The sequence below is a fragment of the Dorea sp. YH-dor226 genome, from assembly GCF_039832105.1.
GTDB lineage: Bacteria > Bacillota > Clostridia > Lachnospirales > Lachnospiraceae > Dorea_A.
This window is the reverse complement of sequence record NZ_JBDOHS010000028.1, coordinates 1-14,904: the sequence shown is the minus strand read 5'-3', so window position 1 is coordinate 14,904 and position 14,904 is coordinate 1. Positions and strand designations below refer to the sequence as shown.

Below are 14,904 nucleotides of genomic sequence, written 5' to 3'. Positions count from 1 at the left end.
ACTGGCCGCTGGTGGATCTGTTGCATCGCCAGATGCATGGCAGAGTAGCCAAGCCGGGACGGGATAAACGCTGAAGGCATCTAAGCGTGAAGCCCCCCTCAAGATGAGATATCCCTACGTAAAGTAGTAAGACCCCTTGAAGACGACGAGGTAGATAGGTCAGAGGTGGAAGTGTGGTAACACATGGAGCTGACTGATACTAATCGGTCGAGGGCATGACCAAGCAAGGTGATAGGTAAGTGGATGATATTTCTTGTATGCAGTTTTGAAGGTACATATAAAAAACCTCTTGCAATTTAACAGGCAGGGGGCTATAATAATATAGGTAATCCTCGATAGCTCAATGGTAGAGCACACGGCTGTTAACCGTGGGGTTGTTGGTTCGAGCCCAACTCGGGGAGTTATATGAGACCTGTAAAGTTTATGACTTTACAGGTTTTTACTTTTTAAATACATTTACAGGTAACTGTTAATTAGAGAAATGGAGTTGACTATTTCATACGGTATTCCCTGGGTGTCATATGGAAATATTGTTTGAATAGCCGGTTAAAGTATGACAGGTTATTGAATCCCGTTTTTTCGGAAATAACCAGAATATTATCATCCGTTGTAAGCAGAAGACGACCGGCTATCGTCAGTCTGTAGTGATTCAGATAACTGGTAAATGTGGTATGCATGTTCTGCTTAAAGAATTTCATAAAATGAGAATTGGAGAATCCCATATAATCTGCGGCAGATTGAACAGAAATAGGCTCCATGTAGTGCTCTTCAATATAGGCAATCATTTTCTTGACTTTGTCAAGAGATTTTCTGCCGGTTGAATATACAGGGGACTCCTGACAGGAGAAAAGCAGATAGAAAAACTGAAAAAGGTATCCTTTTACAGATAATTCGTAATATCTGGGACGTTCACCGCAGAGTGTGTCAATAGCATTGATGCACTCTGCTAATTTTTTGTGACAGGAATTGGAGTGATCAATATGCCAGGGGAGATTATATTCCGGATTAAAGTAGAGGTCAAAATACTCTAATGTACGAAGATCCGTATTCTGTGAATATAAAAGATCCGGACGGAATAATATATTTTCATATTCCATAGTGTCATTATCATGCTGAGAGATGGAGTGAATCTGACCGGGACGAACCAGAATAATATCGCCGGCAGACACCGTCTGTGGTTCCATATCAACTGCGATGATACCGGTGCCTTTTTTTATAACAATGAGTTCTACATCGTTGTGCCAGTGAGCGGGAACCAGTGTGAAATCCAGAGGAATGGAGCAAAGATACGTATTATAAGGAAACTGAGGACTCACATGGGATTTTCTTTCATATAGATTTTCGTATTCCAGTGTATTCATAAAAAACTCCTTGTACTCATAGTGCTTGATAGTATTGTATTACTTTTGATTAGTATTTTACAAGAGAAATGCATAAAAAAGTGATTATAATATTACTGTCGACAGAAAATAAGCCGACAGGAAACGGACTTGAGGATTCAGGCGAACATGTTATATGATCGCCGGACAGGAGGTATCATATGAATTTTTCTGAAAGATTACAGCAGAGACTAGAGAAAAGTATAAAAGACGCGACAAACGAAGAGATATATGCAGCGCTTTTGAATACGGTAAAAGAAGCGGCAGAAGAAAGAGGAGAGAATACTTCTGAGAAAGAAAGAAAAATATATTATATATCAGCGGAATTTTTGATCGGAAAGTTATTATCTAATAATTTGATCAATCTGGGAGTTTACGATGAAGTCAGAGAGCTTCTTGCTTCCAATGGAAAGGATATCTGTAAGATTGAAGAGATTGAGCCGGAGCCGTCTCTTGGCAATGGCGGACTGGGAAGACTTGCAGCATGTTTCCTGGATTCGATGGCTACACTTGGAATCAATGGAGATGGAATTGGCTTGAATTATCATCTTGGATTATTCAAACAGGTATTTGAAAATCATAAGCAGAAAGAAACACCGAACCCATGGATACAGGATACCAGCTGGCTGACAGACACGGGGATTGGATTTGACGTACCGTTCCGTAATTTCAGCATTCATTCAAAACTGTATGACATTGATGTGACAGGCTACGAAAATGGAACCAATAAACTGCACCTTTTTGATGTGGATACAGTTAATGAAAGCATTGTTGGTGATGGTATTTCATTTGATAAGAATGACATCAAACAGAATCTGACACTGTTCCTTTATCCGGATGACAGTGATAAGCAGGGCGAACTTCTGAGAATTTATCAGCAGTATTTTATGGTAAGTAACGGCGCACAGTATATTCTGAAGGAATATGAAGAAAAAGGCTATGCGCTGGATGAACTGGATCAACATGTTGTCATTCAGATCAATGACACCCATCCGTCTATGGTCATTCCGGAACTGATCCGTCTGCTGACGGCAAGGGGAATCTCCATGGATAAAGCAATCGAGATTGTATCCAACACATGTGCATATACGAACCATACTATTCTTGCAGAGGCATTGGAAAAATGGCCGGTGGATTATCTTGAGACTGTAGTTCCGCATCTTATGCCGATTATTCGCGAGCTGGCTAAAAGAGTCTCTGAAAAGTATGAAAATAAGGAATTACAGATTATCGATGAATGGAACCGGGTACATATGGCAAGAATGGATATGCACTATGGATTCAGTGTGAATGGAGTGGCTGCGCTTCATACAGAGATTCTGAAAAATGTAGAATTAAAACCGTTTTATGATATTTATCCGGAGAAATTTAATAATAAAACGAATGGAATTACATTCCGCAGATGGCTGATGCACTGTGACAAAAAGCTGGTAGACTGGATTGACAGATATGGTGCAGGAGAGTTCCGTAAAGATGCTGTAAAACTGGAACAACTTCTGTCTCTTTCTGACAATGAAGAAGCGTTACAGGAGCTTCTGGATGTCAAACAGGAGAATAAAACGGCGTTAAAAGAATATCTGGAGAAAGAATCAGGAATCGTGTTAAATGATCACGCAATCTTTGATATTCAGGTAAAACGTCTTCATGAATATAAACGTCAGCAGATGAATGTTCTGTATGTGATCTATAAATATCTGGATATAAAGGCAGGCAATCTTCCAAAGACACCGATCACAGTCATCTTTGGCGCAAAGGCAGCGCCGGCGTATACGATCGCAAAGGATATCATTCATGTGATCCTCTGTCTGCAGGAGCTGATTCAGAACGATCCGGAAGTATCACCATATCTTCAGGTAGTTATGGTGGAAAATTACAATGTAACGCTGGCAGAGAAACTGATTCCGGCATGTGATATCTCAGAGCAGATCTCGCTGGCATCAAAGGAAGCCAGCGGAACCGGCAATATGAAATTTATGCTGAACGGAGCTGTTACGCTGGGAACAGAAGATGGAGCAAATGTAGAAATTCATGAACTGGTAGGAGATGAAAATATCTACGTGTTCGGCAAGAGCAGTGATGAAGTCATTGAACATTATGCAAAATCAGATTATGTGGCTGCGGATTATTATATCAATGATGCGGATATCCGCAGATGGATCGATTTTATCATCAGTCCTGAGATGCTGAAGATCGGAGATGTGCGTACACTTCTTGAGATCCATGCAGAATTGATTCAGAAAGACTGGTTCATGACTCTTCTGGATGTGAAGGAATATATTGAGACAAAGGAAAGAGCATTTGCAGATTATGAGGACCGGATCGGATGGGCGAAAAAGATGCTGATGAATATTGCAAAGGCGGGATATTTCTCATCAGACAGGACGATTGCCGAGTATAACAGAGACATCTGGAAGGCATAGAATATATTTGTGTGAATGGATTAGGGACAGTGTTGAAACTGTTCCTTTTTTTGCAATAAATCTGTACAATTATATTCTTTTTGTATATAATGGAATACAAAAGGAGGTATTTTCATTATGAAAATCACAGAAGGATATATGCCTTACCTGGGGCACAAAACGTATTATCGTGTAGTAGGAGAATGTACAGGAAATAAAAAACCACTGGTATTGCTTCACGGTGGTCCGGGCTCAACACACAATTATTTTGAAGTATTGGACAGACTTGCCGAGGAAGACGGACGTCAGCTTGTCATGTATGATCAGATCGGCTGCGGTGAATCTTATCTGGATGGACATCCGGAGCTGTGGAATGCCAAGACATGGATCAATGAGCTGATCGAATTAAGAAAACATCTCGGATTGGATGAGATTCATCTGTTAGGACAGTCATGGGGCGGAATGCAGCTTCTGGATTATGTCTGCAATTATAAACCGGAAGGATTAAAGAGTCTGATCCTGTCCAGTACATTGCCGGCATCCTGGATGTGGGGAATCGAGCAGCATCGTATGATCAAGTTCCTGCCACAGGAGATGCAGGATGCAATTGATAAAGCAACATCAACCGGTGATTACAGTGATCCGGCTTACATAGCAGCAGAAACAGAGTTTATGCTTCGTCATGCTGCAGGTGCAGTTACAGAGGATTCTCCGGAATGTCTGCGTCGTCCGGTGAAAAAGGGCGGAGAAGCTTATGTTGTAGGCTGGGGACCGAATGAATTTACTCCGGAAGGAACACTGAAGGATTATGATGTAACAGAGCAGCTGAAGGACATCAAAGAACCTACACTGGTCATCAATGGAGGAAATGATCTGTGTACACCATATATTGCAAAATATATGTATGACAGAATTCCGAATTCCAGATGGGAATTGTTCCGTACCTGTCGCCATATGTGCTTCGTGGAAGATAACGACAGATATGTTGAATTGATGAAAGAATGGCTGAATGAGAACGATTAGAGAATAACAGTTATCTGAGGAACGAGAGATGGAACGTAAAAAGGGCATGATGGCCGCTTTTGCTGCTGGGTTATTATGGGGCTCAACGAGCCCCATAGCCCAGTTTTTGTTTGATAATAAAGGGATTGATTCAAAATGGCTGGTTCCGTATCGGCTGCTTGCATCAGGAGCCCTTTTGTTTTTATATGCGGTTGTTATTAAGAAACAAAAGCCGGTTGAAGTATGGAAGACGGGAAAGGATGCCGTCCGTACAATTGCATTTGGAATACTGGGAGTCATGGGAATGCAGTTTTCCTTTTTCTCGGCGATACAGGAGACAAATGCCGGAGTTGCAACCATATTTCAGTATTTGAACCCGGCAATGCTGTTGATCTATTTTGCTGTAATATACCGGGTGATGCCAAAGAAAAAAGAGATTATCGCGGTGTTGTTTTCGATAACGGGAATATTTCTTGTGGCAACGCACGGGAATCTTCATTCATTGTCAATTTCGCCAAAGGGAATTATATTTGGTCTTCTTCTGGCGGTTTCGACCTGCTTTTATGGAGTGCTGCCCAGTCCGCTGTTGAAAAAATATCCGGCGGAAATTATATGTGCGTGGTCGATGTTGATCGGAGGCGGAGTATTATTCTTTTTATTCCGGCCATGGAAAATGGCGGTTGAAATTGATCTGGAAATTGTGGTTGCATTTCTTGGAATCGTGATTCCGGGAACAATACTTCCGTTCTGCTTCTATCTGGCAGCAGTGAAATATGCAGGAAGTGTATATGCCGGGCTGTTATCAAGTGTTGAACCGGTTGCGGCAACAATTGTAGCAGCTGTATGTCTGGGAACGGCGTTTCCGCCAATTGATATTCTGGGATTTGCAATGGTACTTGCAACACTCTTTATTTTGAGTGTGAATTCCATGTAGAAGATAAGATAAAGTCATATATTTATTGTATGGTATTTATTTCACAATAAAAAGAGGATGTGTATCTGATATCAATCAGGACGCATTCTCTTTTTTTTGAAAATAATTACATCATACATTATATATAATAACACTATATTATTACAAAAGGCTATTATCCGGAGTTTGATTCATGAGAAAAATAGGAAAAAGGAAATGGATGAATTACGGAATTCTGGTATTGATGTTGATGATTGCCCTCGCAGGATCCTATCGATACCTTTCCGGCTATGTGAGTGTTTCCAACAACGTGAATGGGAGAGAACTTCCGATTTATTCGGTAGAAACGGATGAGAAAAAAGTGGCTCTGTCTTTTGATGCGGCATGGGGAAATGAAGATACACAGCAGATATTGGAGATACTGAAAAAACATAATATTCATGTGACCTTTTTTATGACCGGCGGCTGGGTGGAGAAATATCCGGAAGATGTTAAGGCAATAAAAGAAGCCGGTCATGATCTGGGAAACCACAGCGAAAATCATAAAAACATGTCTGAACTGTCGCAGGAAGAGCAGAAACAGGAGATCAGGGAGGTACATGAAAAAGTAAAAGAACTGACCGGCTGCAGTATGCAACTGTTTCGTCCGCCATATGGAGATTATAATAATGAACTTATATTATCTGCTCAAGAATGTGGATATTATACGATCCAGTGGTCCGTGGATAGCCTGGACTGGAAAGATTACGGCGTGGACAGCATCATTGATACCGTGATCCAGCATAAGGAATTAAAGAACGGAGCAATTATTCTATGCCATAACGGGGCAAAATATACCGCAGATGCATTGGATACGCTCATTACAGATATTCAGAAAAAGGGGTATGAGATCGTGCCGGTGTCTGAGTTGATCTATAAGGAGGATTATCATATGGATGTGACCGGAAGGCAAATCAGGAATTAACCGTAATACAAATTAAGAATTAACGCCCTATGATTCTTCAGAAAGGTATGGTATAATGAAACAACTCTTGAAAATGTAAGAGGAGAGAGGTTGCAGAATGTATATAACGATAGGATTGCTGGTGCTTTTTGGTCTGTTGTATGGTTATTTCCGGGAGAAGGCAGGGAAAAGAGCACTGATATTTAAGGCGGCGGCTACTTCAATGGCTGTACTTGCCGGAATATATGGAGCTTTGCAGACACATCGGCTGGCAGAATGGGTGATCGTGCTCGGACTGATCTGCTGTATGACGGCAGATGTGATACTGGAGATACAGTTTATCAGGGGTGTGTATCTTTTTGGGGCTGCACATCTGTTATTTATTCTGGCGTTTTGTCAGAAGGTGGTTCCGACGAAATACACCTGGCTGATATTCGGAGGAATATATCTGTGTGTCTTTCTTATCTTCCGTGATAAGATTGGGGCGCTTGGAGAGTTTAAACGTCAGGCCTTCGGATATATGGCAGTACTTGCCGGAGTGGTTGCCATGGCATTTACGATGTATCTTCATCTGCAGTCGAATATGGCGCTGTTATACAGTATCGGTGCATGTTGTTTTCTGATATCAGATTGTATCATTGCATGGAGTCTTGTGCATGAGAGGAGAAAACTGACAGACGGAGTATTGATTCTGACATTGTATTATGCTGCGGTTTATCTGATTGGCAGTGCGGTGTGGATCACAAGATAAATGATGGATGGGATTGTTGCAAAATACTTTCGTATCATTTTGATATTATGTAATTTTTACAAGAAAAGCTGAGGTAAGCGATTCAGCGTCGAAGCGTTCTTGTAAAAATTACATATTACAGAATGAATAATTGTTATAAACGGTTAATTCCGTTTTGAAGTTCTTCTGCCCATTTCTGTAGGTTGTAAGTCTGTCCGCCAAAAAGCTTCAGAATCACACCGGTAGGGTTCTCCATTCCGGCAAAAGCGTTTGCTTCATCTGTATCTACATGCATGGCAAGTGCAAAATTAGGATGTACACGGACGATAACATCTGCAAAGATCAGTGAGCGTTCAAAACTGTTCGTGATCACAAAGACATTGTCGTTATCCTGAACGTTCATCTGGAGTGCCTGCAGAGGTGTCATGTGAATGTGGCGTTTGGCAACAATTACACCGTGATCAAGCGTAAGTGATCCGTTTGGACCGATCAGTGTACAGCCCGGGGTTCCTGCGGTATCTCCGGATTGGCGGATAACACCTGGAATTCCAAGCTTACGGCAGTCTGTAACAGAGATCTCAAGCTGAGTCTCGTTACGGAAAGGCCCCAGTATTGCTACATTTTCAAATGTTCCTTTTGGCCCCTGAACGGTAATGCGTTCTTCAGATACATATTGGCCAGGCTGGCTTAATTCTGCTTTGAAGGTCAGTTCTTTTCCTTCACCGAATAAAGTCTCAAAGTCAGCACGGCACATATGAATATGGCGTGCACTGGTTTCGATTGGAATTGCAACTCCCATGTTATTATTCTGCCTCTCTTTCACATAGTGTTTATTATGATGTACAACTTCTCTTATTTTAACAGAGTGCAGTCGGTTTTTCAACAGGATTCAGATTGACAAAGTAACTTTTTCTAATTATAATTTAAAAGGATTAAATCAATGGCGGTTTCATCAGTGGTATGAGAGCGCCCATTTTTATCTTTACACGGAGGTACAGGTAATGAATAATTACACAAGAGAGGATATTTTAAGGATCGTCGAGGAAGAAGATGTCGGGTTTATTCGTCTGCAGTTTACAGACATTTTCGGAACAATGAAGAATATTGCGATAACATCCAGTCAGCTGGAGAAGGCGCTGGACAACCAGATCATGTTTGATGGTTCTTCCATTGAAGGATTCGCAAGAGTGGAAGAGTCTGATATGTATCTGCATCCGGATCTGAACACCTTTGAGATCTTTCCATGGAGACCTCAGCAGGGAAAGGTTGCGAGACTGATCTGTGACGTGTATAAACAGGACGGAACACCTTTTGAAAGTGATCCGAGATATATATTGAAGAAAGTCATTCAAGATGTCAGAGAGATGGGATATGAGTTCAATGTCGGACCCGAATGTGAATTTTTCCTGTTTCATACAGATGATGATGGACTTCCGACTACGCTTTCTCATGAAAGCGCGGGATATTTTGACCTGGGACCTCTGGATCTGGGAGAGAATGCAAGACGTGATATGGTTCTGACGCTGGAAGAGATGGGATATGAGATTGAATCTTCCCATCATGAAGCGGCACCTGCACAGCATGAAATAGATTTTCGTTATGATGAGGCACTGACAACAGCAGATAATATCATGACATTTAAACTGGTCGTTAAAACGATTGCAAAACGTCATGGATTACACGCGACGTTTATGCCGAAGCCGAAGTATGGAATCAATGGTTCCGGTATGCATATCAATATGTCTCTCAGCAGAGACGGCATTAATATCTTTCAGGATGCCAAAGATGAGCATGGGCTCAGTAAGGAAGCGTACTGTTTCATTGGCGGAATTATGAAACATATGAAGGCAATCACATTTATTACGAATCCGATCGTGAATTCATATAAACGTCTGACTCCCGGATATGAAGCGCCTGTGTATATTGCATGGTCAGAAAAGAACAGGACACCGCTGATCCGCATCCCGGGAAGCAGAGGAGAGTACACAAGAGTGGAACTTCGCAGTCCGGATCCGTCTGCCAATCCTTATCTTGCGCTGGCGGTCTGCCTGGCAGCAGGAATTGATGGAATCCGGCAGGGGATCATGCCTCCGAAGAGTGTCAATCGTAACATCTATGAAATGACAGAAGAGGAGCGGAAAATATTCGGTATCGACAAGCTTCCACGAAGTCTGAACGAGGCGGCCAGAGAATTTGAAAAGGACGCATACATTCAGGAGGTTCTGGGAGAAGACTTATCCAGAAAATATATTGAGGCAAAGACCAGGGAATATCAGGAGTACCGGGGTCAGGTGACAGAATGGGAACTCAGTAAATATCTGCATCTGTTATAGTTTTAGATCGCAAGGACAGAGGATAACGAGGAGGTGTCAGTTTGACTGGTGTTATCGTTGGATTTCCAAACAAAGATAATGCAGCCAATATTCGCAACCTGTTAGTCCGAGGTGGCATTGATGTCATTGGTGTATGTACAACCGGAGCGCAGATCATGCACTATGCTGATACAGTTGATGGGGGAGTTGTGGTATGTGGCTATAAGCTGAAAGATATGATGTATACGGAACTCAGAGAATATCTTCCGGATTCGTTTGAGATATTGTTGATCGCATCACCAGCCAGATGGAGTGAAGGCTCTATAGAAGGTGTTATAGGTCTGTCGATGCCGATCAAAGTATATGATCTTCTGAATACTATGGATATGATGCTCAGAACGGTAGAACGAAGGAGAAAAAAACGTAAGCAGGAAAAGAAAAATCGCAATCCCGAGCAGCAGGAACTGATAAAAAAGGCGAAGGAATTACTGATGGCCCGTAACAATATGTCAGAAGGAGAAGCACACAGATATCTTCAGAAGCATAGCATGGATAGTGGTACGAATATGGTAGAGACAGCAGAAATGGTGTTAAGCATTATGAATGAATAGGAAAAAGGAGAACGTAGGATATGAGATTTACGAAAATGCATGGCTTAGGGAATGATTATGTCTATGTCAATGGATTTCAGGAAAAGATAGAGAATCCGTCCGAAGTTGCAAAGTATGTGAGTGACCGGCATTTTGGAATTGGTTCAGATGGATTGATTCTGATTAATCCGTCTGAGGTAGCTGATTTTGAGATGGAAATGTATAATGCAGATGGATCCCGTGGTGAGATGTGCGGAAACGGCATACGCTGTGTGGCAAAATATGTATATGACTATGGATTAACAGATCAGACACAGATATCTGTAGAAACATTGGGAGGCATCAAATATCTGGATCTGACCGTGCAGGACGGAAAAGTTGCACTGGTAAAAGTAGATATGGGAAGTCCCATCCTGAAGCCGGAATGTATTCCGATCCTGGCAGAGGGAGACATGGTGGTCAATGAACCGATCGTAGCAGGCCGGATGGAATACCGCATGACAGGCGTATCGATGGGTAATCCACATGCAGTCGTGTATATGGATCAGATTCGGGATATGGATATTGAGAAAATCGGTCCTCTGTTTGAGAATCATGAGCGATTTCCAAAACGGATCAATACAGAATTTGTAAAGTTTATTAACAGACATACACTGGAGATGCGTGTGTGGGAAAGAGGTTCCGGCGAGACTATGGCATGTGGAACCGGAGCATGCGCGGTAGCAGTGGCGAGTGTTCTGAACGGACTTACGGAAGAGAAGGTCACGGTTCGTCTGCTGGGTGGAGATCTGCAGATCGAGTGGGACAGGGAGAAGGATAAAGTCTATATGACAGGTCCGGCAACGACGGTGTTTGACGGTGAAATAGATATTACGGGCATAGGTTTCGGAAAATAAACAAAGAGAAGGAGAAGAACAGATGTTTAAAGTGAATCAGGATTATCTGAAATTACCAGGAAGTTATTTGTTTTCAACGGTTGCAAGAAAACAGCGAGAATATCAGGCGGCACATCCGGAGAAGGATATTATCCGACTGAGTATCGGTGATGTAACACAGCCACTTGCTCCGGTGATTATTGATGCGCTCCACAGTGCAGTAGAAGAGATGGCACACGCAGAGACATTTCGTGGATATGCGCCGGATCTTGGATATGAGTTCTTAAGAAGTGCGATGGCAAAGAATGATTTTCAGGCAAGAGGATGCGACATTCAGGCAGATGAGATCTTTATCTCAGACGGAGCAAAGGGAGATTCCGGAAATATTCAGGAGATTTTCTCAAGAGACAATAAGATCGCGGTATGTGATCCGGTGTATCCGGTCTATGTGGACACAAATGTTATGGCAGGACGTACCGGAACATATGATCCGGCAGCAGAGACATGGAGTGATGTGATCTACATGCCATGTACGAAAGCAACCAATTTTGCACCGGAACTTCCGAAAGAGACACCGGATATCATCTATCTGTGTTTCCCGAATAATCCGACCGGCTCCACGATTACAAAAGCACAGCTTCAGGAATGGGTGGATTATGCCAATAAGGTTGGTGCAGTGATCATCTATGATGCAGCATACGAAGCATATATCTCAGAAGAAGATGTTCCTCATTCCATCTATGAATGTGAAGGAGCCAGAACCTGTGCAATCGAGCTTCGGAGCTTTTCCAAGAATGCCGGATTTACAGGTGTAAGACTTGGCGCAACCATTATTCCGAAGGATCTGAAAGACGGCGATGTAACGCTTCACTCTCTGTGGGCAAGACGTCACGGTACAAAGTATAACGGAGCTCCATACATTGTTCAGAAAGCCGGTGAGGCAGTATATTCTGAGGAAGGTAAGGCGCAGCTGAAGGAACAGGTTGCATACTATATGAATAATGCAAAGATTATCAAAGAAGGTCTGAAAGATGCAGGATACAATGTATCCGGCGGAGTCAATGCTCCGTATATCTGGCTGGAGACTCCAAAGGGTATGACTTCCTGGGATTTCTTCGATTATCTGCTGGATAAGGCCAATGTAGTCGGAACTCCTGGCTCTGGATTCGGACCAAGCGGAGAAGGATATTTCCGACTGACAGCATTCGGTTCCCATGAGAATACAGTCGCTGCAATTGAAAGAATCAAACGCATGTAGAGCATATACAGAGGACACAAGATAAGAGAATATGGCAGGGATACGACCGGAAAATGCAGATTCCGGGACGTATCCCTGCTGTTTTTTACTCTATGATTCCGGGCAGACTTTCACCTGAAGTTCGGTAATGTGCTCGGATACATTGGCGGACTGATGAATGTCGATCCACAGAAGCTCCAGTATCGGTCCGTCGAATCGGAGCTGATGCGCAGAGGCATAATCAACCATGAGCGGATAATAGGTCTGATGCTGGTGAGAATCTCCGTGATAGCAGACCGAAAGATAAGTTCCGGCGTCAAATACAGACGATCCTTTTGAATCGATGATAAAAGCACCTTCATAATTCTGGTACTGACCGGTACTGGCCTGATCAAGCGGCAGCAGGGATCCGATCCGGTTATTTCCGATGATGTACAGATTCTTTTTGTCTTTGTTCAGTAATTGCTTGATCAGCATATCCATCTCCTCGTCTGTGTGAAAAGGATGATGGATCATATGACACCTCCGTGCCGGAAATTCTTTTTGCTGAACGATGCCGAGAGGCTGACTGACTGCTTCTTCCAGTGTATGAAGGCGTTCGGTAACATTTTCATGGAGCTCTTTCAGTTCCAGAATACGGTCTTCAATGACAGCGAGTTCTTCCTCGAGAAGTTTATGAGTGTTATCTATGGTTCTGGCCTCCATATATTCCTGAATCTTTTCCATTGGAAATCCCAGTTTCCGAAGATCGCGGATGACGTTCAGACGCCAGAGATCATTGAGCGTATACAGACGATAATCATTGGTGCCTCGGCATGGAGTCAGAAGCCCCAGCTTTTCGTAGTAGCGAAGAGAATCCGGACCTATGTTATATAATTTGGAAATCTCGCCGATTTTGTAGAATTGTTTCATTGCATGCGATCCTTTCATGTATTTTTTAAATCTAAAATATGTTCTTGACCTTAGTATTATACCAAGGTTTAGACTGAGGGGGAAGAAAAAAGAGCAGAAGAGAGGTTTTAGTGTGAGACTTGAAGGAAAGTCTTTGAAAGGTGATTTTTTGAAGTTTATTATTCCATCTATTATTGCGCAGTGGGTCTTTTCGCTGTATACGATGGTAGACGGAATCTTTGTTGCCAGAGGGGTATCGGAAGTTGCGCTGACAGCGGTGAACATCTCTATGCCGTTTACGACGGGACTGTTTTCCATATCGATCCTGTTTGCGGTGGGGAACTCAACGATTGTAGCGATCCTGCTGGGGCAGGGGAATCGTAAGAAGGCAAATGAATTCTTTACGCAGAATGTGGTGGTACTGTGTGTGCTTTCGGTACTGATCACGACACTTGTACTGACGTTTCTGGAGCCATTTGCCAGATTCCTTGGGGCAACCGACATTATCCTTCCATACGCAAAGGAATATATCGGTACAATCGCTCCGTTTGCGATGGCATATACCTTGTCTTATTCATTCGAAACTTTGATCAAGACGGATGGATATCCAAAGCTTGCCACAATATATGTTACATTAGGCGCAGTGCTGAATTGTATCCTGGATTATCTGATGGTGATGGCATGGCACTGGGGAGTGCGTGGGGCTGCACTGGCAACCGGAATCTCGCAGGTGTCTGTGATTGTTCTGTATCTGTGGCATTTCCTGGGGCCGAAGGGAACGATAAGGTTTGCGAAGTTTGAGTTTCAGATCTCGGTCGTCGGACGTCAGATCCGCAACGGAATGTCTTCCGGGGTGACAGAGTTTTCCAGCGGTATTATCATCTTCTTTTTTAATCAGGCGATTTTGCGTTATATCGGAGAATATGCACTGGTAAGCTATACGATCATCTCTTATGTAAATACGATCGTTGTGATGTCTATGGCGGGTATTGCACAGGGATCGCAACCTCTGATCAGCTATTATTATGGAAAGAATGAACCGAAGAAATATAAAAAGCTTCTGAAATATGGTCTGGCAGCAGCGGCAGCAGGATCGGTTGTTGCGGTGCTTGGATGTTATCTGGGCGCAGGGGGAATCGTGTCATTGTTCCTGGATGCCAAAGAGAGTGTGCTGGCAGAATATTCAGTCAGGGTATTCCGGATCTTTATTCTGTCGTTCCTGCTTGCGGGATACAATGTGGTGATCGGCGGATATTTTACATCCGTGGAGAAGGCGGGATTTGCGACAGCGATATCCCTGACAAGAAGTCTGATCGCACTGGTTGCCAGTCTCGTCTTTCTGACTGCGATATTTGGCGGAGAAGCTATCTGGTGGGCACCTGTGATAGCAGAGAGCATATGTCTTGTCATGTCAATTGGAATGTATCGGTGGTATGTCAGCCACCGATAGATGACAGGATCATATACGAAATTATTGACGGAATTATGAGAAAAAAAGAGAAAATAAGAAAAATGCTGAAGTGAAAAGTTTATTTCCACTTTGAAAAGAGAGAAAAGAAAAGTGGCAATTACTCTTACAAAAATGAGTGATTGCTGCTTTTTTTGTTTTATTAAGTAGAAATAAGTGTTACAC

Annotated in this window: 13 protein-coding genes, 1 tRNA gene and 1 rRNA gene; 12 read left to right on the top strand and 3 right to left on the bottom strand. The window is 42.8% G+C overall.

Going from position 1 to position 14,904, the window contains the following annotated elements; translation table 11 throughout:
* A 23S ribosomal RNA gene (locus tag ABE547_RS14310) occupies positions 1-223 on the top strand; the annotation flags it as partial.
* A gap of 106 nt (positions 224-329) precedes the next feature.
* Positions 330-401 (top strand) — tRNA-Asn (locus ABE547_RS14305).
* A 90-nt stretch (positions 402-491) separates the two neighbouring features.
* Here ABE547_RS14305 and ABE547_RS14300 read toward each other — a convergent pair.
* Positions 492-1,361 carry an AraC family transcriptional regulator gene (locus ABE547_RS14300; protein WP_347379371.1) on the bottom strand — a complete coding sequence of 290 codons (870 nt, stop codon included), beginning with the start codon at positions 1,359-1,361 and terminating at the stop codon, positions 492-494.
* A 179-nt stretch (positions 1,362-1,540) separates the two neighbouring features.
* On the opposite strand from ABE547_RS14300, the gene ABE547_RS14295 reads away from it, so the two are divergent.
* The 5 genes from ABE547_RS14295 (at position 1,541) to ABE547_RS14275 (ending at position 7,387) form a co-directional block, all read left to right on the top strand.
* Positions 1,541-3,799 (top strand): glycogen/starch/alpha-glucan phosphorylase, encoded by a 2,259-nt coding sequence (locus tag ABE547_RS14295; protein ID WP_347379370.1) that lies wholly within the window; start codon positions 1,541-1,543, stop codon positions 3,797-3,799.
* A gap of 114 nt (positions 3,800-3,913) precedes the next feature.
* Entirely contained in the window at positions 3,914-4,801 is an 888-nt protein-coding gene (gene pepI / locus ABE547_RS14290; RefSeq protein WP_347379372.1) for a proline iminopeptidase, read from the top strand.
* A 28-nt stretch (positions 4,802-4,829) separates the two neighbouring features.
* Positions 4,830-5,714: a DMT family transporter gene (locus ABE547_RS14285; protein WP_347379369.1), complete on the top strand. Its 885-nt coding sequence runs from the start codon at positions 4,830-4,832 to the stop codon at positions 5,712-5,714.
* A gap of 172 nt (positions 5,715-5,886) precedes the next feature.
* Positions 5,887-6,657 carry a polysaccharide deacetylase family protein gene (locus ABE547_RS14280; protein ID WP_347379368.1) on the top strand — a complete coding sequence of 257 codons (771 nt, stop codon included), beginning with the start codon at positions 5,887-5,889 and terminating at the stop codon, positions 6,655-6,657.
* A 97-nt stretch (positions 6,658-6,754) separates the two neighbouring features.
* Positions 6,755-7,387, top strand: coding sequence for a lysoplasmalogenase (locus ABE547_RS14275; protein ID WP_347379367.1), 633 nt, complete (start codon positions 6,755-6,757; stop codon positions 7,385-7,387).
* 133 nt (positions 7,388-7,520) lie between these two features.
* Here the strand turns inward: ABE547_RS14275 and ABE547_RS14270 are convergent, their stop codons facing one another.
* Positions 7,521-8,165 (bottom strand): phosphate propanoyltransferase, encoded by a 645-nt coding sequence (locus tag ABE547_RS14270; protein WP_347379366.1) that lies wholly within the window; start codon positions 8,163-8,165, stop codon positions 7,521-7,523.
* A 202-nt stretch (positions 8,166-8,367) separates the two neighbouring features.
* On the opposite strand from ABE547_RS14270, the gene ABE547_RS14265 reads away from it, so the two are divergent.
* The 4 genes from ABE547_RS14265 to ABE547_RS14250 are packed head-to-tail and all read left to right on the top strand — an operon-like array spanning position 8,368 to position 12,401.
* Entirely contained in the window at positions 8,368-9,699 is a 1,332-nt protein-coding gene (locus ABE547_RS14265; RefSeq protein ID WP_347379365.1) for a glutamine synthetase family protein, read from the top strand.
* A gap of 41 nt (positions 9,700-9,740) precedes the next feature.
* A complete protein-coding gene (locus ABE547_RS14260; RefSeq protein WP_347379364.1) occupies positions 9,741-10,289 on the top strand; it encodes an ANTAR domain-containing protein in 549 nt (182 codons plus the stop codon).
* A gap of 20 nt (positions 10,290-10,309) precedes the next feature.
* Positions 10,310-11,164, top strand: a complete 855-nt coding sequence (gene dapF, locus ABE547_RS14255) for a diaminopimelate epimerase (RefSeq protein WP_347379363.1) — start codon at positions 10,310-10,312, stop codon at positions 11,162-11,164.
* A 22-nt stretch (positions 11,165-11,186) separates the two neighbouring features.
* Positions 11,187-12,401, top strand: coding sequence for an LL-diaminopimelate aminotransferase (locus ABE547_RS14250; protein ID WP_347379362.1), 1,215 nt, complete (start codon positions 11,187-11,189; stop codon positions 12,399-12,401).
* A gap of 90 nt (positions 12,402-12,491) precedes the next feature.
* Here the strand turns inward: ABE547_RS14250 and ABE547_RS14245 are convergent, their stop codons facing one another.
* Positions 12,492-13,292, bottom strand: a complete 801-nt coding sequence (locus tag ABE547_RS14245; protein ID WP_347379361.1) for a MerR family transcriptional regulator — start codon at positions 13,290-13,292, stop codon at positions 12,492-12,494.
* Between the two features lie 112 nt (positions 13,293-13,404).
* On the opposite strand from ABE547_RS14245, the gene ABE547_RS14240 reads away from it, so the two are divergent.
* The gene (locus ABE547_RS14240; RefSeq protein ID WP_347379360.1) at positions 13,405-14,721 is read left to right on the top strand and encodes an MATE family efflux transporter; all 1,317 of its coding nucleotides are present in this window, start codon (positions 13,405-13,407) and stop codon (positions 14,719-14,721) included.
* The last annotated feature ends 183 nt before the right edge of the window (positions 14,722-14,904 follow it).